This window comes from Kribbella sp. NPDC043289, assembly GCF_056436705.1.
On record NZ_JBWKCB010000002.1, the window covers coordinates 912035 to 938114 of the forward strand.

23 protein-coding genes are annotated in these 26080 nt (G+C 69.0%); 18 read left to right on the plus strand and 5 right to left on the minus strand.

Features of this window, described 5'->3' with window-relative positions:
* Positions 1–25: 25 nt before the first annotated feature.
* The 13 genes from AC0662_RS16115 to AC0662_RS16175 all read left to right on the plus strand — a co-directional run bounded on the left by AC0662_RS16115 (position 26) and on the right by AC0662_RS16175 (position 14673).
* A complete protein-coding gene (locus tag AC0662_RS16115) occupies positions 26–907 on the plus strand; it encodes a sugar phosphate isomerase/epimerase family protein (RefSeq protein ID WP_452194741.1) in 882 nt (293 codons plus the stop codon).
* Positions 907–1848 carry a 5-dehydro-2-deoxygluconokinase gene (gene iolC, locus AC0662_RS16120; protein ID WP_452194743.1) on the plus strand — a complete coding sequence of 314 codons (942 nt, stop codon included), beginning with the start codon at positions 907–909 and terminating at the stop codon, positions 1846–1848. The genes AC0662_RS16115 and iolC overlap by 1 nt, the downstream gene beginning before the upstream one ends.
* A 614-nt stretch (positions 1849–2462) precedes the next feature.
* Entirely contained in the window at positions 2463–3389 is a 927-nt protein-coding gene (locus AC0662_RS16125; protein ID WP_452195600.1) for a Cgl0159 family (beta/alpha)8-fold protein, read from the plus strand.
* A complete protein-coding gene (iolB, locus tag AC0662_RS16130) occupies positions 3386–4279 on the plus strand; it encodes a 5-deoxy-glucuronate isomerase (RefSeq protein WP_452194745.1) in 894 nt (297 codons plus the stop codon). The genes AC0662_RS16125 and iolB overlap by 4 nt, the downstream gene beginning before the upstream one ends.
* Entirely contained in the window at positions 4276–6201 is a 1926-nt protein-coding gene (gene iolD, locus AC0662_RS16135; RefSeq protein WP_478301352.1) for a 3D-(3,5/4)-trihydroxycyclohexane-1,2-dione acylhydrolase (decyclizing), read from the plus strand. The genes iolB and iolD overlap by 4 nt, the downstream gene beginning before the upstream one ends.
* A gap of 86 nt (positions 6202–6287) precedes the next feature.
* Entirely contained in the window at positions 6288–7286 is a 999-nt protein-coding gene (locus tag AC0662_RS16140; protein WP_478301354.1) for a sugar ABC transporter substrate-binding protein, read from the plus strand.
* A 62-nt stretch (positions 7287–7348) separates the two neighbouring features.
* Complete coding sequence (locus tag AC0662_RS16145; protein WP_478301356.1) at positions 7349–8404, plus strand: ABC transporter permease; 1056 nt, start codon at positions 7349–7351, stop codon at positions 8402–8404.
* Positions 8401–9285: an ATP-binding cassette domain-containing protein gene (locus AC0662_RS16150; protein WP_452194753.1), complete on the plus strand. Its 885-nt coding sequence runs from the start codon at positions 8401–8403 to the stop codon at positions 9283–9285. Before AC0662_RS16145 ends, AC0662_RS16150 begins: the two co-directional genes overlap by 4 nt.
* A 73-nt stretch (positions 9286–9358) precedes the next feature.
* The gene (locus tag AC0662_RS16155; protein ID WP_478301358.1) at positions 9359–10285 is read left to right on the plus strand and encodes a sugar phosphate isomerase/epimerase family protein; all 927 of its coding nucleotides are present in this window, start codon (positions 9359–9361) and stop codon (positions 10283–10285) included.
* A complete protein-coding gene (locus tag AC0662_RS16160; RefSeq protein ID WP_452194756.1) occupies positions 10285–11304 on the plus strand; it encodes a Gfo/Idh/MocA family protein in 1020 nt (339 codons plus the stop codon). The genes AC0662_RS16155 and AC0662_RS16160 overlap by 1 nt, the downstream gene beginning before the upstream one ends.
* 3 nt (positions 11305–11307) lie before the next feature.
* Positions 11308–12174: a sugar phosphate isomerase/epimerase family protein gene (locus tag AC0662_RS16165; protein WP_478301360.1), complete on the plus strand. Its 867-nt coding sequence runs from the start codon at positions 11308–11310 to the stop codon at positions 12172–12174.
* Positions 12171–13667: a CoA-acylating methylmalonate-semialdehyde dehydrogenase gene (locus tag AC0662_RS16170; protein ID WP_478301362.1), complete on the plus strand. Its 1497-nt coding sequence runs from the start codon at positions 12171–12173 to the stop codon at positions 13665–13667. Before AC0662_RS16165 ends, AC0662_RS16170 begins: the two co-directional genes overlap by 4 nt.
* A gap of 7 nt (positions 13668–13674) precedes the next feature.
* The gene (locus AC0662_RS16175) at positions 13675–14673 is read left to right on the plus strand and encodes a Gfo/Idh/MocA family protein (protein ID WP_478301364.1); all 999 of its coding nucleotides are present in this window, start codon (positions 13675–13677) and stop codon (positions 14671–14673) included.
* 79 nt (positions 14674–14752) lie between these two features.
* Here the strand turns inward: AC0662_RS16175 and AC0662_RS16180 are convergent, their stop codons facing one another.
* A complete protein-coding gene (locus tag AC0662_RS16180; RefSeq protein ID WP_478301366.1) occupies positions 14753–15775 on the minus strand; it encodes a LacI family DNA-binding transcriptional regulator in 1023 nt (340 codons plus the stop codon).
* 116 nt (positions 15776–15891) lie between these two features.
* On the opposite strand from AC0662_RS16180, the gene AC0662_RS16185 reads away from it, so the two are divergent.
* The 3 genes from AC0662_RS16185 to AC0662_RS16195 all read left to right on the plus strand — a co-directional run bounded on the left by AC0662_RS16185 (position 15892) and on the right by AC0662_RS16195 (position 19352).
* Entirely contained in the window at positions 15892–17082 is a 1191-nt protein-coding gene (locus AC0662_RS16185; protein ID WP_478301368.1) for a Gfo/Idh/MocA family protein, read from the plus strand.
* The gene (locus AC0662_RS16190; RefSeq protein WP_478301370.1) at positions 17079–18086 is read left to right on the plus strand and encodes a sugar phosphate isomerase/epimerase family protein; all 1008 of its coding nucleotides are present in this window, start codon (positions 17079–17081) and stop codon (positions 18084–18086) included. The genes AC0662_RS16185 and AC0662_RS16190 overlap by 4 nt, the downstream gene beginning before the upstream one ends.
* A 114-nt stretch (positions 18087–18200) precedes the next feature.
* Positions 18201–19352, plus strand: a complete 1152-nt coding sequence (locus tag AC0662_RS16195) for an aminoglycoside phosphotransferase/kinase family protein (RefSeq protein WP_452194768.1) — start codon at positions 18201–18203, stop codon at positions 19350–19352.
* Here AC0662_RS16195 and AC0662_RS16200 read toward each other — a convergent pair.
* Positions 19335–20345: a Gfo/Idh/MocA family protein gene (locus AC0662_RS16200; protein WP_452194770.1), complete on the minus strand. Its 1011-nt coding sequence runs from the start codon at positions 20343–20345 to the stop codon at positions 19335–19337. The genes AC0662_RS16195 and AC0662_RS16200 overlap by 18 nt on opposite strands.
* Before the next feature lie 192 nt (positions 20346–20537).
* Positions 20538–21665, minus strand: a complete 1128-nt coding sequence (locus AC0662_RS16205; protein ID WP_478301372.1) for a phytanoyl-CoA dioxygenase family protein — start codon at positions 21663–21665, stop codon at positions 20538–20540.
* A 98-nt stretch (positions 21666–21763) separates the two neighbouring features.
* On the opposite strand from AC0662_RS16205, the gene AC0662_RS16210 reads away from it, so the two are divergent.
* Positions 21764–22780 (plus strand): LacI family DNA-binding transcriptional regulator, encoded by a 1017-nt coding sequence (locus tag AC0662_RS16210; RefSeq protein WP_452194774.1) that lies wholly within the window; start codon positions 21764–21766, stop codon positions 22778–22780.
* Here the strand turns inward: AC0662_RS16210 and AC0662_RS16215 are convergent.
* Positions 22764–24275 carry an FAD-dependent oxidoreductase gene (locus tag AC0662_RS16215; protein WP_452194775.1) on the minus strand — a complete coding sequence of 504 codons (1512 nt, stop codon included), beginning with the start codon at positions 24273–24275 and terminating at the stop codon, positions 22764–22766. The two genes, AC0662_RS16210 and AC0662_RS16215, sit on opposite strands and share 17 nt — an antisense overlap.
* A 72-nt stretch (positions 24276–24347) precedes the next feature.
* Here AC0662_RS16215 and AC0662_RS16220 point away from each other — a divergent pair, with 72 nt between their 5' ends.
* The gene (locus AC0662_RS16220; RefSeq protein ID WP_478301374.1) at positions 24348–25061 is read left to right on the plus strand and encodes a helix-turn-helix domain-containing protein; all 714 of its coding nucleotides are present in this window, start codon (positions 24348–24350) and stop codon (positions 25059–25061) included.
* Here AC0662_RS16220 and AC0662_RS16225 read toward each other — a convergent pair.
* Complete coding sequence (locus tag AC0662_RS16225) at positions 25022–26002, minus strand: LacI family DNA-binding transcriptional regulator (protein ID WP_478301376.1); 981 nt, start codon at positions 26000–26002, stop codon at positions 25022–25024. The genes AC0662_RS16220 and AC0662_RS16225 overlap by 40 nt on opposite strands.
* Positions 26003–26080: the final 78 nt, after the last annotated feature.

Below are 26080 nucleotides of genomic sequence, written 5' to 3' on the forward strand. Positions count from 1 at the left end.
ACTCGAGAACAGAGGAGAACTGCCGATGACCGAGCTGGTGGACCGTATCGCCGGCGCCCCGATCTCCTGGGGCGTATGCGAGGTTCCGGGGTGGGGCTGGCAGTTCGACCCGGAGACGGTGCTGGCCGAGATGCGGGACGCCGGCTTGGCCGCGACCGAGTTCGGTCCGGACGGTTTCCTCCCCGAGGACCCGGCCGAGAAGGCGAAGACCCTCGCGGACGTGGGTCTTCGCGCGGTCGGCGGCTTCGTCCCGGTCGTCCTGCACGATCCGGCGTACGACCCGGCGCCTGAGGTGACGACGGCGCTCGACGGATTCGTTGCCGCCGGTGCCACCACCCTGGTGCTCGCCGCGGCCACCGGCCAGGACGGGTACGACGACCGTCCGGTGCTCGACGAGACGGGCTGGAGCACGCTGCTCGCGAACCTGGACAAGCTGGCCGACCTCGCCGCTGCGCGTGGTGTGCTGGCGACGATCCACCCGCATGTCGGCACGATGGTGGAGAACGCCGACGACGTCGAGCAGGTCCTGAACGGTTCGTCGATCGGTCTCACCGTCGACACCGGGCACCTGTTGATCGGCGGCGTCGACCCGGTCGCGCTGGTGGTCAAGCACACCGACCGCGTCCGGCACACGCACCTGAAGGACGTGGACGCCGCGTGGGCCGCGCGGGTGCAGGCCGGCGAGGTCAGCTACACGGACGCCGTACGGCAGGGGATGTACCGGCCGCTGGGTGCCGGCGACATCGACATCACGTTGATCGTCGCGACCCTCGAAGAGGCCGGGTACGACGGCTGGTACGTGCTCGAGCAGGACACGATCCTGTCGGACCGGCCGAGTGGCGAGGGACCCGTGGTCGATGTCCGGGCGAGTATCGCGCACCTGCGGGAGATTGCGGGTCGGGTCTGATGGTGGACGACGTACTGACGATCGGGCGGATCGGGGTCGACCTGTACCCGCTGCAGGCCGGGACGCACCTGGAGGACGTGGAATCGTTCGGGAAGTTCCTCGGCGGCAGCGCGACGAACGTCGCGGTCGCGGCGGCGCGGCACGGGCGGAAATCGGCGGTGATCAGCCGGACCGGGAACGACCCGTTCGGCACGTTCATCCACCGGACGCTCGGCGAGCTCGGGGTCGACGACCGGTTCGTGTCGCCGGTGGACGGGCTGCCGACGCCGATCACGTTCTGCGAGATCTTCCCGCCGGACAACTTCCCGCTGTACTTCTACCGGTTCCCGAAGGCGCCGGACCTGGTGATCAACCCCGACGAGCTCGACCTGGACGCGATCCGGGAGGCGCGGATCTACTGGTCCACGGTCACCGGGCTGTCCGCAGAGCCGTCCCGGTCGGCGCACTTCGCCGCCTGGGAGGCGCGTGGCCGGCGGCCGATCACGGTGCTGGACCTGGACTACCGGCCGATGTTCTGGGCTGATCCGAGCGAGGCGCACGCGCAGGTCAGTCGAGCGCTCGAGTACTGCACGGTTGCTGTCGGCAACCGTGAGGAGTGTGAGGTGGCGGTCGGCGAGACCGACCCGGACAAGGCGGCGCAGGCGCTGCTAGACCGGGGGCTGGAGCTCGCAGTCGTCAAGCAGGGGCCGCGCGGCACGCTGGCGCGGACCCGCGACGAGCGGGTCGAGGTCCCGCCGTACCCGGTCGAGGTCGTCAACGGACTGGGGGCCGGCGACGGCTTCGGCGGGGCGTTGTGCCACGGGTTGCTGTCCGGTTGGCCGCTGGAGAAGGTCATCCGGTTCGCGAACGTCGCCGGTGCGATCGTCGCCTCCCGGCTGGAGTGTTCCACCGCCATGCCCACCACCACCGAAGTCCTCTCCCACATGGGTGACCAAGCATGAGTAGACCTGACCAGGAGCCGTACCGCGAAGACGCGCGCCCGATCCCGATCCAGCGTCCCGGGACTCCCGACGACGAAGCCACCGTCTTCACCCCGGGACCGAACGACCCGACCGTCGCCATCCGCCGCCCCGACGCGAACGACCCGACGATCGGGGCCCAGTCGAACGCGGACGACCTGACGGTGGTCGCGCAGCGTCCGGTCGCCGACGAGCCGACTGTCGCGCAGCGGCCGCCGGCCGAACCGGCCGAGGGGCATCGCATCCCGAAGACCCCGAGCGGTCCGGGGCAGGTCCGGCCCTCGGTGCCCCCGGCGGACGACGAAGACGTGACGGTCGAGGCAGCCGTGCCCCAGGCACCGGCAGACGGCCAGACCACAGTCATCGGAGACCTCGGCCTCCCCACCAACCAGCCAACCACCCCACCGGCGAGTCAGCCGGTCGAGCAGCGCGCCGACCAGTCGCCCGCCGCGCCCGCGAACCAGTCGGTCGAGGAGCGGGCCGATCAGCCGACCGCTGCGCCGGTGGACCAGGCGGCGCCTCCGGCGGTGAGCCAGGCGGCTGAGGATTGGGCGGATCAGCCCACTCAGTTGGGTGAGCAGGTGGTTGAGGCGCCGGTGTGGGAGACAGCTCCGGCGCCGCGGTGGCATGAGTATGGCGAGCGGCTCGCGGAGCTGACCGAGATTCGGGTTCGGCATCCTGAGCGACTGGCTGAGGCTTGGCAGCGGCGGCGTACGCGGGCGCTGGTCGGTGACGACGGGCGGTTGCTGATCGTCGCGGCCGACCACCCGGCGCGCGGCGCGCTCGGTGTTCGGGGCGACCGGATGGCGATGGCCAGCCGGCCGGAGCTGATCGGCCGGCTGATGACGGCGCTGGAACGGCCAGGTGTCGACGGAGTGCTCGCGACCCCGGACATCCTCGAAGACCTGCTGCTGCTCGGCGCGCTCGAGGGCAAGGTCGTGATCGGCTCGATGAACCGCGGCGGCCTGCAGGGCGCCACGTTCGAGGTCGACGACCGCTTCACGGCGTACCGTTCCGCCGACGAGATCGCCACCCGCCGCCTCGACGGCGGCAAGATGCTGACCCGCATCGACCTCGACGACCCGGGCACGGTCGCGACCCTGGAGTCCAGCGCCGCCGCCGTCACCGGCCTCGCCGAGCACAAGCTGATGGCGATGGTCGAACCGTTCTGGTCGACCCGCGCCGAGGACGGCCGAGTGACGAACCTGCTCGACCCGGACTCGGTGATCAAGTCGATCCACATCGCCTCCGCCCTCGGCGCGACCAGCGCGTACACCTGGCTCAAGCTCCCGGTCGTCGACGAACTGGAGCGCGTGATGGAGGCGACCACTCTGCCGACGCTGCTGCTCGGCGGCGATCCGACGGTCGCCCCCGAAGCGACGTACGCCTCCTGGGGCAAGGCGCTCGGCCTCCCCTCGGTGCGCGGTCTCGTCGTCGGCCGCGCGTTGCTCTTCCCACCCGACGGAGATGTGGCCGCCGCCGTCGATCACGCCGCGACGCTCGTCCACGGGGGTGCCGCATGACCGAATGGTTCCGGCCCGCTGGGTCGACCGCGAACGACGCCTTCGAGGTGATGGTGCGACCTGGGGAGACCGACTGGCATCACACCGGGTTGGCGATCCGCACGCTGCTGCCCGGACAGTCGGTGGAGATCGACACCGGCGACTGCGAGTACCTCGTGCTTCCGCTCAGCGGATCGGCCGAGGTGATCATCGACGGGCAGCGCGTCCCGCTCGGTGGCCGGGCCGAGGTCTTCTCGGGCGCGACCGACCTCGCCTATGTCCCGCGGAACTCGACGTTCGCCGTGGTCAGCGCCGGCGGCGCCCGGATCGCGTTCCCGAATGCCAAGGCGGCCAGCGACTTCCCGTTCCGGCGGATCGCGGCCGACGAGGTGGAGACCGAGCTGCGCGGCGCCGGCGTCGCGTCCCGTCAGGTCCGCAACTTCGGTACGCCGGGAGTTCTCGCCGCCGACTCGATCATCGCCTGCGAGGTGATCACGCCGGCCGGCAACTGGTCGTCGTACCCGCCGCACAAGCACGACGAGCACCGGCCGGGGAAGGAGAGCGAGCTCGAGGAGATCTACTACTTCGAGCTGCAGCTGTCCGACGACGTCCCGGAAGGTGTCAAGGGCAACGACCCGATCGGGTACCAGCGCGTGTACGGCACCGAGGACCGCCCGATCGACGTCCTCGCGGAAGTCCGCAGCGGCGACCTGGTACTGGTCCCGCACGGCTGGCACGGGCCGGCGATGGCGCCGCCCGGCTACGACATGTACTACCTGAACGTGATGGCCGGCCCCGGGACCGAGCGGCAGTGGCTGATCACCGACGACCCGCAGCACGCCTGGGTCCGCGAGCTGTGGAACTCCCAGCACATCGATCCCCGGCTTCCGCTCGGAAGGGATGAGTCATGACGGTGCGCCTCACGGTCGCTCAGGCACTGGTGCGCTTCCTCGGCGCGCAGTACTCCGAACGCGACGGGCGGCGGCAGAAGCTCTTCGCCGGGTGCTTCGGCATCTTCGGCCACGGCAACGTGGCCGGTCTCGGTCAGGCGCTGCTGCAGTCCGAGCTCGCCGATCCGGATGCCCTGCCGTACATCCTGGCCCGCAACGAGCAGGCGATGGTGCACACCGCGGCCGCCTTCGCCCGGACCACGAACCGCCTGCAGACCTACGCCTGTACGGCGAGCATCGGGCCCGGCTCGACCAACATGATCACCGGCGCCGCGTTGGCGACCGTGAACCGGCTGCCCGTCCTGCTGCTGCCCTCCGACACCTTCAGTACCCGGGTCGCGACGCCGGTCCTGCAAGAGCTGGAGAACTTCGGCGCCGGCGACATCAGCGTGAACGACGCGTTCCGTCCGGTCTCGCGGTACTTCGATCGCGTCAGCCGTCCGGAGCAGTTACCGTCCGCGCTGCTGCACGCGATGCGCGTCCTGACCGACCCGGTCGAGACCGGCGCGGTCACGATCGCGATGCCGCAGGACGTGCAGGCCGAGGCGTTCGACTGGCCGGAGGAGCTCTTCGCCGAGCGCGAGTGGCACGTCGGCCGACCGTTGCCCGAGACAAGCATTCTGGACCAGGCGGCCGACCTGATCCGCAACTCCCGGCGGCCGCTGATCGTCGCCGGCGGTGGCGTCGCGTACTCCGCGGCGAACGACGTACTGCGGACCTTCGCGGAGGTGACCGGCATCCCGGTCGGGGAATCCCAAGCAGGTAAGGGATCGCTGCCCTACGATCACCCGCAGTCGGTCGGCGCGATCGGCTCCACCGGGACCACGGCCGCGAACGCGCTGGCCGAGTCCGCCGACCTGGTGATCGGGATCGGCACCCGGTACGCCGACTTCACCACCGCGTCCCGCACCGCGTTCCAGAATCCCGACGTACGGTTCGTGAACGTCAACGTGGCCAGGTTCGACGGCGGGAAGCACGCCGGACTGCCGGTGGTCGCTGACGCCCGCGAGGCGCTGGCGGCGCTGACGACCGCGCTCGACGGCTGGTCGGTCGACGACGAGTATCGGACCGAGACCGGGCAGCTCGCGCAGGAGTGGGACGCGATCGTCGAGCGGACGTACAACCCGCCGGCCGAGGTGACCGGGAAGCTGGCCGACGGCCTACTCACCCAGGGCGAGGTGCTCGGCTGCGTGAACGAGCTGTCCGACCCGCGGGACGTCGTCGTCTGCGCGGCCGGCTCGATGCCCGGCGACCTGCACAAGCTCTGGCGGACCCGGGACGGCAAGGGGTACCACGTCGAGTACGGGTACTCCTGCATGGGCTACGAGATCGCCGGCGGGATCGGCGTCCGGCTCGGCGCACCGGACCGGGACGTGTTCGTGATGGTCGGCGACGGGTCGTACCTGATGATGTCGACCGAGCTGGTGACCGCGGTCCAGGAGAACGTCAAGGTGATCGTGGTCCTGGTCCAGAACCAGGGCTTCGCCTCGATCGGCGCGTTGTCGGAGTCGCTGGGCTCGCAACGGTTCGGTACGGCGTACCGCTATCGCTCCTCCGACGGCCGGCTGGATGGGGACTACCTGCCGGTCGACCTGGCGGCGAACGCCCGCAGCCTCGGCGTCGAGGTGATCGAGGTGGAGAGCAGGGCCGAACTGGAGAAGGCGATCGGCATCGCGAAGGCCGCGACCGGCCCGATCCTGATCCAGGTCCGGACCGACCCGCTGATCGGTGCCCCCGACAGCGAGTCCTGGTGGGACGTCCCGGTCAGCGAGGTGTCGACGCTGGCGTCGACCTCGACGGCGCGGGCGGCGTACGAGGAGTTCAAGACCGGCCAGCGTGCCTACGTGGCGCCGGTGACGTACACGAGAGAGACGGACGACTGATGCGCGTCAACCTGCCGCGAGGCAGCCGATCACAGCAATTCCCGGCCGCCATGTAGCCGCGGCCGGCCCTATCAGGGGAGGGCAAGATGTTCAGATCAGGTAGGCGGCTGGTGACCGCCGCGGTCACTGTGGTTCTGGTGGTCACAGTGGCCGCGTGCAGCAGCACCGGTGGGAAGAAGGCCGAGCAGTCCGCGACCGCCGCGGCAGCAGGTCAGGCCAACACGCCGAAGATGACGGTCGCGATGATCACCCACGGGGCACCGGGTGACACCTTCTGGGACATCATCCAGAAGGGTGCCAAGGCCGCGGCCGCCAAGGACAACGTCGATCTGAAGTACTCGTCGGATCCGTCCTCGGGCAACCAGGCGAACCTCATCCAGAGCGCGATCGACAGCAAGGTCGACGGGATCGCCGTCACGCTCCCCGACCCACCGGCGCTGATCCCCGCCGTCAAGAAGGCCATCGCCGCGGGCATCCCGGTCGTCGCGCTGAACGCCGGGATCGGCCAGTTCTCGCAGTCGGGCGCGTTGTCGTACTTCGGCTCCGACGAGAGTCTGGCCGGTGAGGCCGCCGGCGCCAAGGCCTCGCAGGGCAACTACAAGCACCTGCTGTGTGTGATCCAGTTCCAGGGCCAGGTCCAGTTGGAGGACCGCTGCAACGGGGTGAAGAAGACCTTCAACGGGCAGTGGACCAAGATCTACGTCAACGGCTCGGACCGGCCGTCGGAGCAGACCACGATCGCGGCGAAGCTGAAGCAGGACCCGAGCATCGACTTCATCGTCACCCTCGGCGCTCCGGACGCGCTGGCCGCGATCAACGCGGTGAAGGAGTCCGGCAGCAAGGCCAAGATCGGCACCTTCGACTTCAACCCGCAGATCCCGCCGAAGATCAAGGCCGGTGATCTGCAGTTCGCGATCGACCAGCAGCCGTACCTGCAGGGGTACGAGGCGGTCGACTCGCTGTGGCTCTACAAGAACAACGGCAACATCCTCGGCGGCGGCAAGCCGACTCTGACCGGACCGTTCGTCGTCGACAAGCAGAACGTCGACTTCGTCGGCAAGTTCGCGGCCAACGGTACGCGGTAGTGGGCTGTCCGGGGGCGCCGTCCACGGTGTCCCCGGACGCGATCCGAGACTAGGAGGTCTCCATGAGTCAGACAGTGGTCGCCGCCCCGACACCACCGGCCGCCGACGAGCGGCTCGGACGACGGTCCGCGTTCTCCAGGCTGCTGGCCAGGCCCGAACTGGGCGCGCTGGTCGGCGCAATCGTCATCTATGTCGTGTTCTTCATCGTCGCACCGCCGTTCCGGGACGCGACGTCGTTGTCGACAGTGCTCTACCAGAGCTCGGTGTACGGCATCCCCGCGGTGGCGGTCGCGCTGCTGATGATCGGCGGCGAGTTCGACCTGTCCGCCGGTGTCGCCGTGACCACCTCGGCGCTGGTGGCAGCGATGTTCAGCTTCCAGTTCACCGCGAACATGTGGGTCGGGGTCGGGGTCTCCCTGGTGGTCGCGCTGGTGATCGGCTTCATCAACGGTTATCTCGTCGTGAGAACTGGGATCCCGAGCTTCCTGGTGACGCTCGGCACGTTCTTCATGCTGCGCGGGCTGAACCTGGCGATGACCAAGCAGATCACCGGGAACGTCGCCACCGACGACGTGTCGAACATCGCCGGGTTCAGCTCGGCACAGAACGTCTTCGCGTCCTCGTTCACGATCGGCGGCGTGTCGATCCGGATCACCCTGGTGTGGTGGATCGTCTTCGTGATCATCGCCACCTGGTTGCTGCTGCGTACGCGGGTCGGTAACTGGATCTTCGCCGTCGGCGGGTCCGCCCCCAGTTCCCGCGCGGTCGGCGTACCGGTCAAGCGGGTGAAGATCGGCCTGTTCATGGGTGTCGGTTTCCTGGGGTGGTTCACCGGCATGCACATCCTGTTCGCCTTCAACACCGTGCAGTCCGGTCTCGGCGTCGGCAACGAGTTCATCTACATCGTCGCCGCCGTGGTCGGTGGGTGCCTGCTCACCGGTGGCTACGGCTCCGCGATCGGCGCGGCGATCGGCGCCTTCATCTACGGCATGGCCGAGCTGGGGATCGTCTACGCCGGCTGGAACCCCGACTGGAAGTACTTCTTCCTCGGCGTGCTGCTGCTGGGCGCCATCCTGCTGAACAGTTACATCCGTCGACGTGCGGAGGCCTCGAGATGACCGCGACGACCACCGAAGCCCCGGCCAAGGCACCCCTGGTGCGGCTGTCGGGCTGCGACAAGAACTACGGGAACATCATCGCCCTCGGCGGAATCTCGCTCGAAGTGGATGCCGGTGAAGTGACCTGCGTGCTCGGGGACAACGGGGCCGGCAAGTCCACGCTGATCAAGATCATCGCCGGCCTGCACAAACCGACCCACGGCACGTACGAGGTCGAGGGCGAGGCGGTCACGTTCGACTCGCCGCGGGAGGCGCTCGAGCACGGGATCGCGACGGTGTACCAGGACCTCGCGGTCGTCCCGCTGATGCCGGTCTGGCGGAATTTCTTCCTCGGCAACGAGGTCAGCAAGCGGACCGGCCCGATCAAACGCCTGGACATCAACTTCATGCGCAGTACGACGAAGAAGGAACTGCTCGACATGGGCATCGACCTGCGCGACGTCGACCAGCCGATCGGCACGCTGTCCGGTGGTGAGCGGCAGTGCGTCGCGATCGCCCGGGCGGTGTACTTCGGGGCGAAGGTCCTGATCCTCGACGAGCCGACCGCGGCGCTCGGTGTGAAGCAGTCCGGTGTGGTGCTGAAGTACATCGTCCAGGCACGCGAACGCGGGCTCGGCGTCATCTTCATCACCCACAACCCGCACCACGCCTATCCGGTCGGCGACCGCTTCCTGCTGCTGAAGCGCGGCAAGTCGATCGGCTACTACGCGAAGAGTGAGATCAGCCGTGACGATCTCACCGCCCAGATGGCCGGTGGCGCCGAGCTCGACCAGCTCCAGCACGAGCTCCAGCACGGTGGGAAGGCGACGGCCGACGTGGCTTCCGAGCTCGAGGAGGAGGTGCAGGAGCTCGGGATCGCCGAGCGTCCCACCGGTTCGTGAGCTGGGGTCCGCCGTTTCGGCGGCGGACCTCTCGTTCGACCCCGTTCAGAGTTTCTTGGAAGGATCGCTACAGATGACCTCTACCGACCCCGGGAGCGCGCCTCGCCTCGCCCTGGGCAGTTGTCCCGATTCCTGGGGAGTCTGGTTCGCCGACGATCCGTGGCAGACGCCGTGGGAGCGGTTCCTGGACGAGCTGTCCGGTGTGGGCTACCAGTGGATCGAGCTCGGCCCGTACGGGTACCTGCCGACCGATCCCGCGCGACTCACCGACGAGCTCGGGAAGCGGGGTCTCCGGGTCTCCGGTCAGGCCGTCGGCGCACCGCTGCACGACAGCAGTCAGTGGGAGCCGACGCTGGCCGAGGCCCGCCGGGTCGCGGAGCTGGTGACCGCGGTGGACGGCAAGTTCATGGTGATCCTGCCTGGGGAGTACCGGGACGGGCGGACCGGTGCGGTCACGTCGGCCCGTGAGCTCGACGCCGACGGCTGGAGCACGTTGATCCGGCAGAACAACGAGCTCGGCCGGATCATCGGCGAGGAGTACGGCCTCACCCTCGCGTTCCACCCGCATGCCGACTCGAACGTGGAGACGCAGGCCCAGGTGGAGCGGTTCCTGCACGACACCGATCCGCGGTACGTGTCGCTGTGCCTGGACACCGGGCACTTCGCCTACCGGCACGGCGACAACGTCGGGATCATCGAGAAGTACCCGGAGCGGCTCGGGTTCGTGCACATCAAGGGCGTCGATCCCGAGGTGCTGAAGGTCGTCGACGCCGAGGACCTGTCGTTCGGGGAGGCGGTCAAGCGCGGTGTGATGGCCGAGCCGCCGAACGCCGAGCCGAAGGCCGAGCCGATCGCCGAAGCACTCCGGGCGCTCGACCGGGACGATCTCTTCGTGATCGTCGAGCAGGACCTGTACCCGTGCGAGTTCGGCGTACCCGAACCGATCGCACGGCGGACGTACGACTATCTGCGCAGTGTCGGAATCGGAGGTGACCAGTGATGACGGTCCGGGTCGGGGTGATCGGCGTCGGGATGATCGGGCAGGACCACATCCGGCGGCTCACGCAGGTGCTGTCCGGGGCGCAGGTGGTCGCGATCACCGACGTGGATCCGGAGCGGGCGCGGTCGGTGGCGGACGGTCTGCCGTCCTGCACGGTGCACGCGACCGGGCAGGACGTGATCGGTGACGACGCCGTGGACGCCGTCGTGGTGACGTCGTGGGGGCCGACGCACGAGGAGTTCGTGCTGGCCGCGATCGAGGCGGGCAAGCCGGTGTTCTGCGAGAAGCCGCTGGCGACCACGCAGGAGGCCTGCCGGCGGATCGTCGACGCCGAGGTGGCGAGCGGCCGGCGGCTCGTGATGGTCGGGTTCATGCGCCGGTACGACGCGGCGTACCAGGCGGTGAAGGCCGCCGTCGACGGCGGTTCGATCGGGGCGCCGTTGCTGATGCACTGCGCGCACCGGAACCCGTCGGTTCCGCCGTACGGATTCACCACCGAGATGATCATCACCGACTCCGCCATCCACGAGATCGACCTGGTGCGGTGGATGTTCGACGACGACGTGGTCGCGGCCACGGTCCTGAAGCCGGGACGGCGGAACAGCAACGCGACCGACGACCTGCAGGATCCGCTGATGCTGCTGCTGGAGATGGCCAGCGGGATCCTGGTCGACGTCGAGCTGTCGCTGAACATCCGCTTCGGGTACGACATCCGCGGCGAGGTCGTCGGCGAACTCGGTACGGCGGCCCTCGCGGAGACCTCCGGTGCGATCGTCAAGAACGACGGCCGGTACGCCGGGCGGGTGCCCGCCGACTGGCGCGAACGGTTCCTCCGCGCGTACGACATCGAGTTGCAGGACTGGATCGACGCGGTCGCGGCCGGCGGTTTCACCGGCCCGAGTGCCTGGGACGGCCATCTCGCGGCCGTGGTGTCGGACACCTGCCTCGAAGCCTTGCGGACCGGTCAGCGCGTCGAGGTCGCCGCGCACGAACGGCCCGACTTCTACGCGAAGGGCTGACCTATGAGACTTGCTCTCGATCCGTACATGTTCCGCGGTACGCCGTTGCTCGACCTGCCGCGGCTGGTGGCCGAGCTGGGGTACGAGTGGATCGAGCTGTCACCCCGCGACGACTTCATCCCGTTCTTCAACCACCCCCGGGTGAACGACGCGACCGTGGCTGCCTTCAAGAAGGAGCTGGCCGCGGCAGGGGTCGGGATCTCGAGCGTGCTGCCGCTGTTCCGGTGGTCCGGGCCGGACGAGGACGACCGGCAGGCCGCCGTACGGTATTGGAAGCGGGCGATCGAGATCACCGCGGCGCTGGGTGCCGACACGATGAACTCGGAGTTCAACGGACGTCCGGAGCAGGCGGCGCGCAGCGAGGCGCAGTTCTGGAGCTCGATGGAGGAGCTGCTGCCGGTGTTCGAGCGCGAGGGCATCAAGCTCGCGCTGGAGCCGCACCCGGACGACTTCGAGGAGGACGGGAGGGCCGCGGTCGACCTGATCCGCGGCATCAACAGCCCGCTGGTGACCTTCCTGTACTGCGCTCCGCACACGTTCCACATGGGCAACGACGCCCCCGGCATCATCGACTACGCCGGGGACCTGTTGACCAACATCCACGTGGCCGACTCGTTCGACCACACCGGCTCGTCGGGGCTGCGCTACATCGTGAACCCGCCCGGCTCGACGGTCCGCGTGCATCAGCACCTGGACATCGGCCAGGGCGAGGTCGACTTCGACGAGATGTTCGCGGCGCTGGCCGCCGCGGGTTTCAATGGCACCGTGACGACCTGTGTCTTCGCGTGGGAGGAACGCGCCCGCGAGTCGAGCACATTCATGCGGGACAAGATCACCGAACTGATGACGAAACAAGGGATGCAGCTGTGAGCACCGAACGGATTACCCATCTGGTCGCCGGTGCCCCGTGGACCGGGGTGTCGGAGCGGACCAGCAAGGTCTACAACCCCGCGACGGGAGCGGTCACCGGCGAGCTCGACCTCGCCTCGGCGGCCACCGTCGACGAGGTGGTCAAGGTCGCCCACGAGGCGTCCCGGAACTGGGCGGCGACGTCGCTGACCAAGCGCGCCCAGGTGCTGTTCGCGTACCGCGAGCTGGTGAACCGGGACAAGGAGCGGATCGCGGCGATCATCACCGCCGAGCACGGCAAGGTGCTGTCCGACGCGCTCGGCGAGGTGACCCGCGGTCTGGAGGTGATCGAGTTCGCCTGCGGCATCCCGCACCTGCTCAAGGGCGGCTTCAGCGAGGGCGTGTCGACGAAGGTCGACGTGTACTCGATCCGCCAGCCGCTCGGGGTCTGCGCGGTGATCTCACCGTTCAACTTCCCGGCGATGGTGCCGATGTGGTTCGTCCCGATCGCGGTTGCCTGTGGCAACAGCGTGGTGATCAAGCCGTCCGAGAAGGACCCGTCGGCGGCGAACGCGATGGCCGAGCTCTGGAAGGAGGCCGGCCTGCCGGACGGCGTGGTGAACGTCGTGCACGGCGACAAGGAGGCCGTCGACCGGCTGCTCGAGCACCCGGACATCAAGTCGGTCTCGTTCGTCGGCTCGACCCCGATCGCCCGGTACGTCTACGAGACCGGCACCAAGAACGGCAAGCGGGTGCAGGCGCTCGGTGGTGCCAAGAACCACATGATCGTGCTGCCGGACGCCGACCTCGACCTGGCCGCCGACGCCGCGGTGAACGCCGGCTTCGGCTCGGCCGGTGAACGCTGTATGGCGATCTCCGCTCTCGTCGCGGTCGAGCCGATCGCGGACGAGCTGATCACCAAGATCAAGGAACGGATGGGCAAGCTGCGCACCGGCGACGGGACCCGCGGCTGCGACATGGGCCCGCTGGTCACCGGCCAGCACCGCGACAAGGTCGCCGGGTACGTCGCCGCGGGTGTGGACGAGGGCGCCGACCTGGTGGTCGACGGTCGCGAGGGTTCGTTCGACGGTGCCGACGAGGGTTTCTGGCTCGGTCCGACGCTGTTCGACAAGGTGACGCCGGAGATGTCGATCTACACCGACGAGATCTTCGGCCCGGTACTGTCCGTCGTCCGAACGGCGTCGTACGACGCGGCTCTCGAGCTGGTGAACGCGAACCCGTACGGCAACGGGACGGCGATCTTCACCAACGACGGCGGGGCAGCGCGGCGGTTCCAGAACGAGGTCGAGGTCGGGATGGTCGGTATCAACGTGCCGATCCCGGTCCCGATGGCGTACTACTCGTTCGGCGGCTGGAAGAACTCGCTGTTCGGTGACACGCACGCGCACGGCACCGAGGGCGTGCACTTCTTCACCCGCGGCAAGGTCGTCACGTCCCGCTGGCTGGACCCGTCGCACGGTGGCATCAACCTGGGCTTCCCGACGCACGACTGACGCACCCATGGAGCAGCCTCGGTGGGGATTGCTGTCCACGGCCGCCATCGGCCGGGTGGTCGTGGACGCGGCGCCGGGACGTTTCGTCGCCGTCGCCTCGCGGGACCTCGGCAAGGCGCGGAAGTTCGCCGACGAGTGTGGTCTGGAGCTGGCGTTCGGTTCGTACGACGAACTGCTCGCCAGCCCGGACGTCGACGCGGTGTACGTCGCGTTGCCGGTCGCGATGCACACCGAGTGGACGCTGCGGGCGATTGCCGCCGGCAAGCATGTGCTGACCGAGAAGCCCTTCGCGATGACGGCCGACGACGCCGCGCGATGCTTCGACGCGGCCGCCGGCGCCGGCGTGACGTGTGTCGAGGGGCTGATGTACCGCCATCATCCGCAGACGCTGCTCGCGCGCCGATTAGTGTCCGACGGCGCGATCGGCCGGTTGACCACGGTCCGCGCGGCGCTCAGCGTGAGTGTCGGGACCGGCGACATCCGGCGATCGCGGGCGCTCGGCGGCGGCGCGCTACTGGACCTCGGGTGCTACTGCGTGAGTGCGATCCGGATGTTCGCCGGCACGCCGGAACGGGTGTACGCCGAACGGGTGCTCGACACCGCCGGCGACGGGGTCGATCTCCGCTGGGCCGCAACGCTGCGGATGCCGGACGACGTACTCGCGCAGTTCGACCTCGGACTCGACCTGCCGAGGCGCGACGAGCTGGAGCTGATCGGGAGCGACGGACGGATCGTCATCGGCGACCCGTGGATCTGTCGCGACCAGCGCGTCGAACTGACCCGCGACGGCGTCACCGAGCGCCTGGCGATCGACCCGGACGACGCCTACGCACTCACCGGCGAAGAGGCCGACGTCTATCGCATCGAGCTCGACACCATTTCGGCGTACCTGGCCGGTCAGCGTGACCTCCCTTATGGCCGCGAGGACGCCGTCGACCAGGCGAGAGTGCTGGAGAAGCTGGCAGAGTCGGCGCACGCTGGCGGACCCGTGCAGCTCGACAGGTAGAGCACCTGGTGTACGCCGTACGCGCACGCTCAGGTGCACTACTCGCGCGGGGACACCTCCTGTCGAGCTGCCGATCGGGTCAGGTGCGGGGGGCCGTGCTGCCTCGGATGACGAGGTGGGGCGTGAGGACGAACTCCTCAGGGGTGGTGCGGGCGTTCTCGAGGCGGTCGGCGGCTGCTTGGACCGCGTGTTCGGCGAGTTGGGCGGCGTCCTGGTCGACCGAGGTGAGGTCGATGTGGGCGAGGCGCGCGAGGGTGCTGTTGTCGTAGCCGACGAGGGAGAGGTCGTCCGGGACGCGTACGCCGGCGCGGGTGAACGCGTCTTGGAGACCCACCGCACACATGTCGTTGGACGCCACCACCGCCGTCGGTAGCGCGCGCGCCGGGCCGTCGTGTGGCCGGAGACCCTGCGCCCCGGCCGCCTCGTCGAGTAGTGCTCGGGCGGCTCGGGCGCCGGCCAGTTCGTCGTGTCCTCCTGGGATCACCCGGATCGACTCGGTGAGTGCGTGGTCGCGCATGGCGGTGCGGTAGCCGCGCCGGCGTAATGCCGCGATGGGGCCTTTGCCGCCGTCGATGAATGCGATGTCGCGGTGCCCCAACTCGACCAGGTGCGCGACCGCCTGGGCGACGCCGAGATCGTCGGCCGCGCGCACCACGTCGACGTCCTTCGCAGTCTGCTTGCCGATGACGACGACCGGCAGCTCCTGGTGGGGCACCGCACCGGCGGGGCCGAGCAGGATCAACGCCTCGCAGCGGAAGTCGAGCAGTGTCTCGATCGCCCGTCGCTCGTCGCGGTCCGCGGTGACGGTGCTGAGCACCAGCTCGTACCCACGCCCCGCGCTCGCGCGATGCAGATCCTCGACCAGCTCTGCGTGGAACGGGTTCCGGATGTCCAGCAGTACGCCGAGCAACCGGGTACGGCGTCGCGCCAGCAGACTCGCGGTCCGGTCCGGCCGATACCCCAACCGATCCGCGGCCTCCCGCACCCGCCGCCGCGTCTCCGCACTCGGCCCCGGCCGATCACTGAGCGCCAGCGACACCGACGACGGCGACATCCCGACCGCCACCGCCACATCCTCCAACCGCAACCGCCGACTTCCCATGGCTCCTGATTCTCCCGGGGCGAGGTCTTGACATCTGGTTTGTCAGGACAATCATGGTACACAGGTCTTAAAGCGCTTGAAACCCCGTGGGGACAGGGGATTCGGGAGGAGTGATCATGACGTCTTCGTCCATCGGGGTGGCGGTGATCGGTGCGGGGATGGCCGGTCGGGCGCACCTGGCCGGGTACCGGGCGGCGACCGCGATCCACGGCGCCGGGCTGCCTGAGGTCCGGTACGTCGCCGTCGGTGACGTGAACGCCGCGGTCGCCAAGGAGTCCGCGGACCGCTTCGGCTATCAGCGCGCCGAGACGAGTTGGCAGGCGATCGCCGAGGCACCCGATATCGACGTGGTCAGCGTGGTGGTCGCCAACACTCTGCACCGCGAGATCGTCGAGGGTTTGCTTGCCGCTGGCAAACATGTGTTGTGCGAGAAGCCGCTGGCGCCGAGCGTCGAGGATGCCGCGGCGATGGTCGCGGCGGCGCGGGTTTCCGGCCGGCAGACCGCGACCGGGTTCACGTTCCGCCGGTCGCCGGCGATCAACGCGATCCGCGCGCAGTTGCACTCCGGCACCATCGGCAAGCCCGTGCACCTCGACGGCCATTATTGGTGCGACTACGGCTGCGACCCGATGGGTCCGATGAGCTGGCGGTACAAAGGCGGTCCGGGAACCGGTGCACTCGCGGACATCGGCGCGCACCTGGTCGATCTGGCCGAGTTCCTCTGCGGGCCGATCGAGTCGGTGAGTGGGGCCGTGCTGGCGACGTACATCAAGGAACGGCATCTGCCGGTGGGTGCGGTCGTCGGGCATGCGCTCGCGCAGGTCAGCGACGAGACCGAGCCGGTCGAGAACGAGGACCTGGTCAGCTTCACGGCGCGGTTCGCCTCTGGCGCCACTGCGACCCTGTCGGCGTCGCGGACGGCGTACGGGCATCCGAACGGGCTCGGGTTCGAGATCTTCGCGGAGCAGGGCGCGGCCACCTTCGACCTCGCGCGGGCGACCGAGTTCGGCTTCGTGGACGGCGCCGCGCCGCAGGCGACGAGCGGGTACCGCCAGGTGCTGGTGGGGCCCGAGCACCCGTACATCACCGGCGGTCTCCCGATGGACTTTCCCGGTGTCGGCCACGGGCAGAACGATCTGTTCGCGTTCCAGGCCAGGGCGTTCCTCGGCCAGGTGGCCGGCGTCGAAGGCCTGCCGGACTGCGCGACGTTCGAGGACGGTCTGCGCAATCTACGGCTGCTCGGCGCGGTCGTCACCTCAGCTCAATCCGGCGGCGCGGCCGTCACCATGGAAGGACCATCCTCATGAAGCTCGGCGCCTACACCGCCTGCCTGCACGACGCACCACTGACCGACGCATTGAAGACCTTGAGGAGCCTCGGTCTGGAGAGCGCGGAGATCAACTCAGGCGGCTTCCTGCCCGCGCCGCACCTGCCGATCGACGCGATCCGCGCCAGCCAGGACGCCCGCGACGAGTACCTCGCCCAGTTCGCCGCCGCCGGCGTCGAACTGACCGCGCTGAACTGCAACGGCAACCCGCTGCACCCCGACCCAGTGGTACGGCGTAAGCACGGCCAGGACGTCCGCGACGCCATCGAGCTCGCCGCACTGCTCGGGGTCAAGCGGATCGTGACGATGTCCGGCCTTCCGGAAGCACACACCGGCGGTACGGCGCCTTCGTGGACGGTACTGCCGTGGGTCAGCGTGTACCTGGACGCCCGCGACCACCAGTGGAACGAGGTAGCGATCCCGTACTGGAAGGACATCCAGGCGCGCGCCGCCGACGCGGACGTGAAGATCGCCATCGAGATGCACCCGCACAACCTGGTCTACAACCCGGCGACGATGGTCCGGCTGGCGGAGCAGATCAACGCGACCCATGTGGGCGCGGAGATGGACCCGAGCCACCTGTTCTGGCAGGGCATCGACCCGGTCGCCGCGCTGGACAGTCTCGGCGGGCTGGTCTACAACGCGGCCGCGAAGGACACCCGGATCAACGAAGCGGCGAAGATCAACGGCGTCCTCGACGACCGCTTCGGGCGGGTGCTGCCCACCGACCCCCGTGCCGTCGGCCTCGGCGGAAGGGACACGCTCAGCCGCTGGCCCGAGAACTCCTCCTGGGACTTCGTCGCGGTCGGCCGCGGCCACGACGTGGCGTTCTGGACGGCGTTCCTCGCCGCGATCGAACGCATCGAGCCGGACATGCCCGTCAACATCGAGCACGAGGATCAGGAACTCGGTCAGCTCGAGGGTCTGGAGTACGCCGCCAAGACGCTCCTCACGGCAGCCGCTTCCGTCCGGACCGCCCCCTGAGGTAACTTCTGGAGGGCGTCGTGAGGACGCGTCGAGACTCGCCGGAAGGCTGGAAGCCACCTCACGTTCCTCTCTCTGCCTGCCCGTGCGAGTCCGGGCCGGAGAGGACGCGTCATGAAGCTGTTGCCGGATCGGCCGACGATCGAGTTCCTGCGCAAGGAAGCCAAGGACCTGCTGGTCGTACTACGGGAGTCCAGGCCGGACGCCTCACTCGCGGAGGCCCAGCGTGCGTTGGCCGGAGAGTACGGCTTGCGGGACTGGCCGGCCCTGAAGACCGAGGTCGAACGCCGAGCAGCGGCAACACCCGCCGCACCCGACGGCCTGGCCGCGGCGCTTGCCGACACGTTCGGCCTGGGCACTGTGATATCGCCCGCGAGGGCCGTGACGTTCACGGCGATGGGCCGGTGCTGGGAGCTGACGACGGACCGCGGGCGCTGGCTCGCGGTCACGGTGTTCGACTGGATCACCAACGAACAGGCGGAGCTCGGCGCCCGGCTCCGCGACGCCGCAGTCGCCGCCGGCGTACGGGCGCCGCTCGGAGTGCGGAGCCCGAGTGGGCGGTTGATCGAGACCGTGCAAGGTGCGAACTGGCGCGTTCACGAGTGGCTCGAGGTAGGGCCTGAGCCGGCGCTTCCGGTGTCCACCGCGGTGGCCCGGCGCGCGGGAGCGACGTACGGGATGCTGCACGCCCTGGACCTCCCGAGCGACGAACCGCTGCACGGGTATCTGACGCACCGCCACTCCGAGGCTGACTGGTACCGCCTGCGCGATCGTGCGCGGGCCGCCGGCAAGTCGTGGGCCGAACGGCTCGACGCGCTCCTGCCGACGTTCCTCGAGTTGCACACCATCGAACCCGAGGTGCCCGACGCGTTGAGTCTGTGCAACCGGAACCTGATCCCGACGCACATCCGGCAGGGGCGCGACAGCGAGCTGGTCGTGATGGAGTGGGACTTCGCCGGCGCGCTGACGCCCGAGCTCGAACTCGGCTCCGGTCTGACGCAGTGGGTGCTACGCCCGTCGATCAACCCGCAAGCGATGACGGCGTTCCGGGAGGGGTACGCCGAGCAGCGCGAGTGGCCGAAGCTGGAGCTCTCGTCGTTCGGCGTCGGCGTGACGGGGTGGCTGAACTGGTCGTACAACTCGATGTGTGAGGCGATCGACCCAGAAGACCCCGACCACGCTGCCTTCGCGGAGCGGGAAGCGGTCGGGGTCCTGGATCGGCCGATGACCCGTCCGGGTCTGGAGCAGTTACTCGACGTCCAATGAGGTGACCGGGCGCGGGGTGAGGCCGGCGGCGAGGTAGCAGGCGTCGATGAGCTCCATCGTGGCCAGCGCGTCCTCGACGTCGGTCAGCACCGGCGAGCCGTTGCGGATCGCGCCGGCGAACGCCTCCAGCTGATAGGTGTACGACGTCCGCGTGCCGAGGTGCTCGACCCAGGTGTCTTCCTTGGTCGTGACGATCACCTGGTCGTCGTTCTGCGGCAGCACGTAGAAGGGCGCGAACGCCTCGCCGCGGCTGCCGACCACCTTCAGGCTGAACTCGACGTTCTCGGCGGCCATGCTGGTCCGGACCGCGCCGGTCGCGCCGCTCGGGAACTCGAGGTCCGCGTTCAGCCACTCGTCGACGCCCGGCATCCGCTTGCGTTCGCCGGCCCGCGCACCGGTCAGCGTCGGCGCGCCACCGGCGTACTGCGCGAACATCCGCTGCGCGTGCAGCGCGTAGCAGCCGACGTCCATCACGGCGCCGCCGGCGAGCGGCAACGACCAGCGCGGGTCCTCGTCCGGCGGCGGAGGCATCACCATCGTCGCCTCGACGTGCTGCAGGTCGCCGAGCTCACCCTTCGCGACCAGCTCCTGCAGCCGGCGCATCACCGGGTGGTACGCGTAGTGGAAGGCCTCCATGAAGACCAGGCCGGAGGTGTGTACGGCGTCCCGCACCGCGGCGGCCTCGGTGGCGTTGCTGGCCGACGGCTTCTCGGTCAGCACATGCTTGCCCGCGGCAAGCGCCCGCAGGTTCCACGGCGCGTGCAGGCCGTTGGCCAGCGGGTTGTAGACGGCTTCGATCTCGGGATCGTCGATCAGGTCCTGGTACGACGCATGGACCCGTTCGACCCCGTGCTCGGCAGCGAAGGCCTCGGCCCGTCCGGTGTCCCGGGCGGCGACCGCGACCAGCCGGGCGCCGGTCAGCTTGGCCGGTTCGACGATGGCGCGTCCGGAGATCCGGGCGGCACCGAGGACACCGATCCGCAGCGGTTCCATGCCTTCTCCTTCGAGGGTCGGCCGTGCGGATCCTGGGTGGATCCGGTGCGGCGGTTCGTCCAAGGGGCGTGTTTCCGCCGGTAAGGGTAGCTGCCCGTTCCGACGGCGAACGCGCCATCCTGCCTGACGACCACACGGGCCCGACAGCGGCTGCCCGTGATCCGGACGGCGTTCATCGAACGTTCACGCGTCTCAGTCGTGGGTGCGCCGCCGTTCACCGTGCTCGATGAGGGCCTGGTGCAACTGGTCCGGACCCCAATGCTCGGTGACGGCGAGCCGCAGCAGCTCGGCCTGGGACCGCGGCGCGAGACCACCGATCGGCTGGTCCCGGTCCAGGTTGGTCGGGAAGGCGTACCCCTCGGCCGTCGCGGCGATCACGTTCTCGACGGCGGCCGGGTCGGTCAGCGCACCGAGCGCGGGATAGACGGCTTCGATCATCCGCGTCCGGTCGATGCTCTCCATCGCGCGGCCGAACGCGGACGACACCTGCAGCAGGTTCGCCATCCGCTTGATGTCGGCCGAATGGTTGCTCCCGGCAGCGTGGAACAGCGCCGGGTTGAAGAACACCGCGTCGCCCTTCTCGAGCGGCAACTGCACGTGGTTCTCGACGAAGTGCGCCTGGAACTCGGGCCGGCGGTAGGCGAGATAACCGAGGCCGTACTTCTGCGAGTGCGGCAGGTACAGCGTCGGCCCGGACTCCACCGGCATGTCACAGTGCGCGACCGCACCCTGCAGCGTCAGCACGGACGACAGTCGGTGCACGTGCTCGGGGTACTGGGCCGCCACCTCGTCCGACTGGAATCCCAGGTGGTAGTCCCGGTGCACCGTCTGTCCCTCGCCGCCGGGATTCACCACGTTGACCTGCGAGGTGACCTGGTACGCCGGTCCGAGCCAGGCAGCCGCCACGAGCGCGAGCAGATCGTTCGCGTAGTACGCCGTGAACACGTCGGGCGCGTCGACCGCGAGTTTCTCGAGCGCGTTCCAGACCCGGTCGTTGGCGCCTGGCTTCGCGAAGTGGTCACCGGCTGTGACGCCGGAGCGGTGCTGCTCCGCGATCATCCGCTCGAAGGCATCCGTCGCGGCGTCGACCACGTCGTTGCTGAAGGCACCTTTCAGGACGATGATCCCGGGACCGTCGGCGAACGCCCGGACGAACTCGGCCTGCAGATCCCGGGGTACGGCGGCGCGCGCCCGAGCGGCGTCGTACACCGGGACCTGCTGCTCGATCGTGGTCGCTGACGGATAGTCGGCGGGCTCGGTCGTGTCCTTGAGGACGGTCAGCAGGTCGTCGAGCCGGGCGTCGTCTGGGTTCAGCCACATGGGATGGCTCCTCTCGGTCGATAGTTCTAGATTGGTGGCAGGCTGAAGGGTTCGGAATCCCCTGAATCCACCAAAAACCCGTCATCCGGGAGGCCGAGATGACCCGTGAACACCGGGTCCGCGATATCGCGGTGCAGGCCGGACTGAGCGAGACCACTGTCGACCGGGTGCTGAACGGCCGGGCCGGGGTGAGCGCCCGGGCGCGGCGGCAGGTGGATCAGGCGATCCACGACCTCGATCGGCAGGCGTCGCAGATCCGGCTCGGTGGGCGGACCCTGGTGATCGACCTGGTCATGCAGGCGCCGCGCCGGTTCTCCCAGGCAGTGCGGTCGGCGCTCGAGACCGCGTTGCCCGGGCTGCGTCCGGCCGCGTTGCGGGCGCGGTTCGACCTCAGTGAGACCGCTTCGGCCGCTGACCTGGTCAAGAGCCTGGACAAGCTGCGCAAGCGCGGTTCGCAGGGCGTGATCCTCAAGGCGCCGGACGAGCCCGAGGTGGTCGAGGCCGTCAACCGCCTGGTCGACGCCGGTGTTCCGGTGGTCACCCTGGTCACCGACCTGCCCACCAGTCGACGGGTCGCGTACGTCGGTATCGACAACCGCTCGGCCGGCGCGACGGCGGCGTACCTGCTCACGCAGTGGCTGGGCGCGGAGCCGGGGACGGTGCTCGTGACGCTGAGCCGTGGATCGTTCCGCGGTGAGGAGGAACGCGAGATGGGTTTCCGCTCCACGCTGCGCCGGCTGTCACCAGGCCGGTCGGTTGTGGAGCTCGCGGAGACGGATGGCCTCGACACCACCATCCACGGTCAGGCGCTCGCCGCGCTGACCGCAGACCCGGCCGTGAACGCGGTCTACTCCATCGGCGGTGGCAACCGCGCGATCGTGCAGGCCTTCACCGACCTGGACCGGACCTGTCGCTGCTTCGTCGCCCACGACCTGGATGCGGACAACCTCGCGCTACTCCGGGCCGGCGCCCTGTCAGTAGTACTGCACCACGACCTGCCCACCGACCTCCACAGAGCGTGCCAACACCTACTGCACGCTCATCACCTGCTCCCGGCCGTCCGCCCAACCCCGAGCAACCTGCAGCCGATCACGCCGTTCAACCTGCCCAGCTGAGCACCTGTCCTCGGTCGACCAACCGGTCCTGCAGCTTGTCGACGTCCACCTCCTGTACGTCGTTCTGCGCGCGCAGCGACTGCACCGCGGCCACTGCGGCCGACTCCGCGAGTACGCAGAACACGGGCTCCATGCGCGTCGCGGCGTACCCGATGTGGGTGGCGGATAGGCAGACCGGGACGAGGAGGTTGCCGCAGTCGCTCTGCAGTGGGGTGATGGCTCGGTACGGCACCGGATAGGGCCGGCCGGTGCCCAGATGGCCGCCGATGAACATGTCTCCTTCGGTGGCGACACCCAGCTGGCCCGATGCGTTGCGGCTGGCGATCCGTCGTACCGGATAGACGTCGACGCCGAAGAGGGCGAGGCCGATGCTGTCCGATGGCTCGGTCCGGTTGATCACGTCCGAGTGGGTGATCGTGTACTGCCCGGCCAGTCGCCGGCAGACCCGGATGTACAGCTGCGGCGGCCAGCCGTCCGTGTCCGGGAAGACGCTCTTGTCGAGTCCGTATGCCGCTGTCGCCACACGGAAGTCCTCCGGTACGTCGGGCTCGGTGGACAGGAAGTGGTGGAGTCCGCGGAGGTAGTCGAGGTGCTGACGCCAGATGCGTGCGCGGTCGTCCCAGCTGCCGTCCTGGTACGCACGGCTCAGGCCGAGTGGAGCGTTGGTGACGAGTGACGCCCGTTGGTAGTTGTACTCGCCGGAGTTGAGCCAGCCGGGGAAGATGTCGGGCAGGTCTTCTGCGTCGAGGTGGGCGATGTAGCGGCGTACCAGCTCGTAGTCGGCAGGGGAGTAGTCGTCGGGCGGTGTGAGCTCGGCTCGGCGTTCCGGGTCGGTGGTGACGTAGAAGCGGTAGTTGTAGGCCTGCGTGTAGTTGTCGGCCGCACCGACTGGCAGTCCGCGGTCTTCCTCGACGAATGGCAGCAGTCCGCTGGTGCTGTCACCAGGTACGACGTACGGATCGATTGGGGTCCAGTTGGTGACTGGCTGCACGCCGGCGATGTCTTCGCCGAAGGCTGCCTGCGACTCGCGTCCGGTGCGGTAGGGGACGCCGGCGAGCGCCATCAGGTCGCCTTCGTACGACGCATCGATGAAGACCTTCGCGTGGATCTCTTGGGCGGGGACTGCGTCGGCAGCCGGCAGCGGCACGCCCCACTGGTCCGGCGGTGAGGTCTCTAGCTGCAGCGACGTGATCTGGTTGCCGCTGCGCTGTACCGAACGCACCCGGCGTTCGAAGATCACCTCGACGCCGGCCGCGACCATCCACTCGTAGAACGCGGTGTGCTGCTGCTGGCCGAAGCCGAACACCACATCGCGCGTCAGCCCGCCGGTAGCCGCCGGAAGCGGACAGTCCTGCGCCGGCTTGATCCCGGCGCTCAGCATTCCGCCGAGCCACCGACTCGGCTCGATGAGCACCACCGAGGCGCCCTCCTGGAGTGCGGTCACCGCCGCGACACAGCCCGCCGCGGTTCCGCCGTACACACAGACATCGACCATGTCATGCACTCTGCTGTGGGACGCTACCTCTGGGAAATAGCGGTTGTGAGTGTCGACATATACTTTTTTGCCATGCTCGAGTTGGACGGCTACCTGGTCGCGCCGCACCGGCTCCAGTTCTCTTTGGCCTACGACACCTACGACACGTGGTGTCTGCTGCTTCCGATCACCGGTGCGTTCGACTATCGGGTCGGTGAGCGTCACGGCACGGCCAGGTTCGGCGACGTCGTCGTCTGCCCACCCGGGGGCACGCTGCACCGCCGGATGCGCACCCGGTCGTCGTTCTTCCACGCCCGCTTCACCACCGAGCTGGAGCCTCCACCCGGCGGCACTCGGCTTCCCGACCGCGATCGGCTCCGCGGCAACCTCGCGCTGCTCGAGACCGCCACCACGCCGATCGCGACGCATGTGGTGACTGATCTGGTGTTGATGCTGTTGCGCGCCCGCGCGCGGTCCCCGCGAGATCGGTTGGTGCAGAGCGCGACGGCGTACCTCGACGAGCACTGCACTTCGGTTGACCTGTCACTGGGGGCTCTGGCAGCTGAGCTCGGTATCAGCCCATCGCAGCTCTCCCGGCGGTTCCGGGCGGTCCACGGTGTCACTCCGGTTGCCTACCTGCGCGATCTGCGGCTGCACAAAGCACGTGAGCTGCTGACCGAGACTGACAGCACCTTGCGGGTGATCGCAGAGCAGACCGGGTACCGCAGCGCGTTCTACCTGAGCAGGGTGTTCAGTAGCAAGACTGGTCAGTCGCCGTCGGAGTACCGGCGTACTAGTCGTGTCTGAGTGGTTGCTCGGACTATGAGGTCGGGCTCGGTGACTACTTCCCGAGCTTCGTCATCGCGGGTTGCCAGCTCCAGTGCGGTGGAGGCGAGGCGGTCGGCGTTCTGCGCGATCGTGGTGAGCTGGATGTGGTCCAGCCGCGACGGCGTGGAGTCGTCGTACCCGATGATCGAAAGTTCTGCGGGGACACGAGACCGGAGTGCGTGCAGGAGCCCGATGCCGCACGCGTCGTTGAAGGCGGCGACTGCAGTGATGTCAGACGGCAACTCCGGCGCCGCAGCGGCACCGGCAGCCTCGGTCAGCCCGCCTGGGACGACCAGCGGCTCCAGTCCGGCCCGGCGCATGGTCCGGAGATACGCCGTACGTCGTTCTGCTGCGCCAGGTGCCCGCTCGCCGTCCACATGAGCGATCCGGGTATGGCCGAGCGACAGGAGGTGCTCAACAGCCAGCGTGGCTCCAGCAGCGTCATCCGTGCGTACGACGTGCACTCCGGCCGCCTTGACCTTTCGGGCGACCACTACGGTCGGCTGCGCCTCGGCAAGCGCTGCCAGCGCGGATGGCGTGGTTGAGGGACCGAGCAGGACCAGCGACTCGCAGCGGTAGTCCAGCAACGACTGGATCGCGACTGCCTCGCCGCGTGACTCGGTGACCGCGCTCAGCGTCAGGTCGTACCCGAGTGCTTCGGCGGCCGGGTAGAGGGCAGCGACGAGGTCACCGTGGAACGGGTGCCGGACGTCGAAGGCCACTCCGATCAGCTGGGTGCGCTGCCGGCCGAGCAGTCGAGCCCGGTGATCGGGCCGGTACCCGAGCTCGTCACCGGCGGCGATCACCCGCGCCCGGGTCTCGTCGCTCGCGCCGGGGACGTCCCGGTAGACGATCGAGACCAGCGCCCGGGACACGCCGGCCCGGACGGCCACGTCCTGCATCGTCGGTCGGTGGTTCATCTCCGGGATGCTCCCAGGGTCTTGACCGCCGCCGATACGGCAGTGTTCTCTAGCCAAGACTAGAGCGCTCTAGTCCCT

Coding starts and splice junctions, on each gene's coding strand:
- AC0662_RS16115 (WP_452194741.1), top strand. CDS start 26: ATGACCGAGCTGGTGGACCGTATCGCCGGCGCCCCGATCTCCTGGGGC.
- iolC (WP_452194743.1), top strand. CDS start 907: ATGGTGGACGACGTACTGACGATCGGGCGGATCGGGGTCGACCTGTAC.
- iolB (WP_452194745.1), top strand. CDS start 3,386: ATGACCGAATGGTTCCGGCCCGCTGGGTCGACCGCGAACGACGCCTTC.
- iolD (WP_478301352.1), top strand. CDS start 4,276: ATGACGGTGCGCCTCACGGTCGCTCAGGCACTGGTGCGCTTCCTCGGC.
- AC0662_RS16140 (WP_478301354.1), top strand. CDS start 6,288: ATGTTCAGATCAGGTAGGCGGCTGGTGACCGCCGCGGTCACTGTGGTT.
- AC0662_RS16145 (WP_478301356.1), top strand. CDS start 7,349: ATGAGTCAGACAGTGGTCGCCGCCCCGACACCACCGGCCGCCGACGAG.
- AC0662_RS16150 (WP_452194753.1), top strand. CDS start 8,401: ATGACCGCGACGACCACCGAAGCCCCGGCCAAGGCACCCCTGGTGCGG.
- AC0662_RS16155 (WP_478301358.1), top strand. CDS start 9,359: ATGACCTCTACCGACCCCGGGAGCGCGCCTCGCCTCGCCCTGGGCAGT.
- AC0662_RS16160 (WP_452194756.1), top strand. CDS start 10,285: ATGACGGTCCGGGTCGGGGTGATCGGCGTCGGGATGATCGGGCAGGAC.
- AC0662_RS16165 (WP_478301360.1), top strand. CDS start 11,308: ATGAGACTTGCTCTCGATCCGTACATGTTCCGCGGTACGCCGTTGCTC.
- AC0662_RS16175 (WP_478301364.1), top strand. CDS start 13,675: ATGGAGCAGCCTCGGTGGGGATTGCTGTCCACGGCCGCCATCGGCCGG.
- AC0662_RS16180 (WP_478301366.1), bottom strand. CDS start 15,775: ATGGGAAGTCGGCGGTTGCGGTTGGAGGATGTGGCGGTGGCGGTCGGG.
- AC0662_RS16185 (WP_478301368.1), top strand. CDS start 15,892: ATGACGTCTTCGTCCATCGGGGTGGCGGTGATCGGTGCGGGGATGGCC.
- AC0662_RS16190 (WP_478301370.1), top strand. CDS start 17,079: ATGAAGCTCGGCGCCTACACCGCCTGCCTGCACGACGCACCACTGACC.
- AC0662_RS16195 (WP_452194768.1), top strand. CDS start 18,201: ATGAAGCTGTTGCCGGATCGGCCGACGATCGAGTTCCTGCGCAAGGAA.
- AC0662_RS16200 (WP_452194770.1), bottom strand. CDS start 20,345: ATGGAACCGCTGCGGATCGGTGTCCTCGGTGCCGCCCGGATCTCCGGA.
- AC0662_RS16205 (WP_478301372.1), bottom strand. CDS start 21,665: ATGTGGCTGAACCCAGACGACGCCCGGCTCGACGACCTGCTGACCGTC.
- AC0662_RS16210 (WP_452194774.1), top strand. CDS start 21,764: ATGACCCGTGAACACCGGGTCCGCGATATCGCGGTGCAGGCCGGACTG.
- AC0662_RS16215 (WP_452194775.1), bottom strand. CDS start 24,275: ATGGTCGATGTCTGTGTGTACGGCGGAACCGCGGCGGGCTGTGTCGCG.
- AC0662_RS16220 (WP_478301374.1), top strand. CDS start 24,348: ATGCTCGAGTTGGACGGCTACCTGGTCGCGCCGCACCGGCTCCAGTTC.
- AC0662_RS16225 (WP_478301376.1), bottom strand. CDS start 26,002: ATGAACCACCGACCGACGATGCAGGACGTGGCCGTCCGGGCCGGCGTG.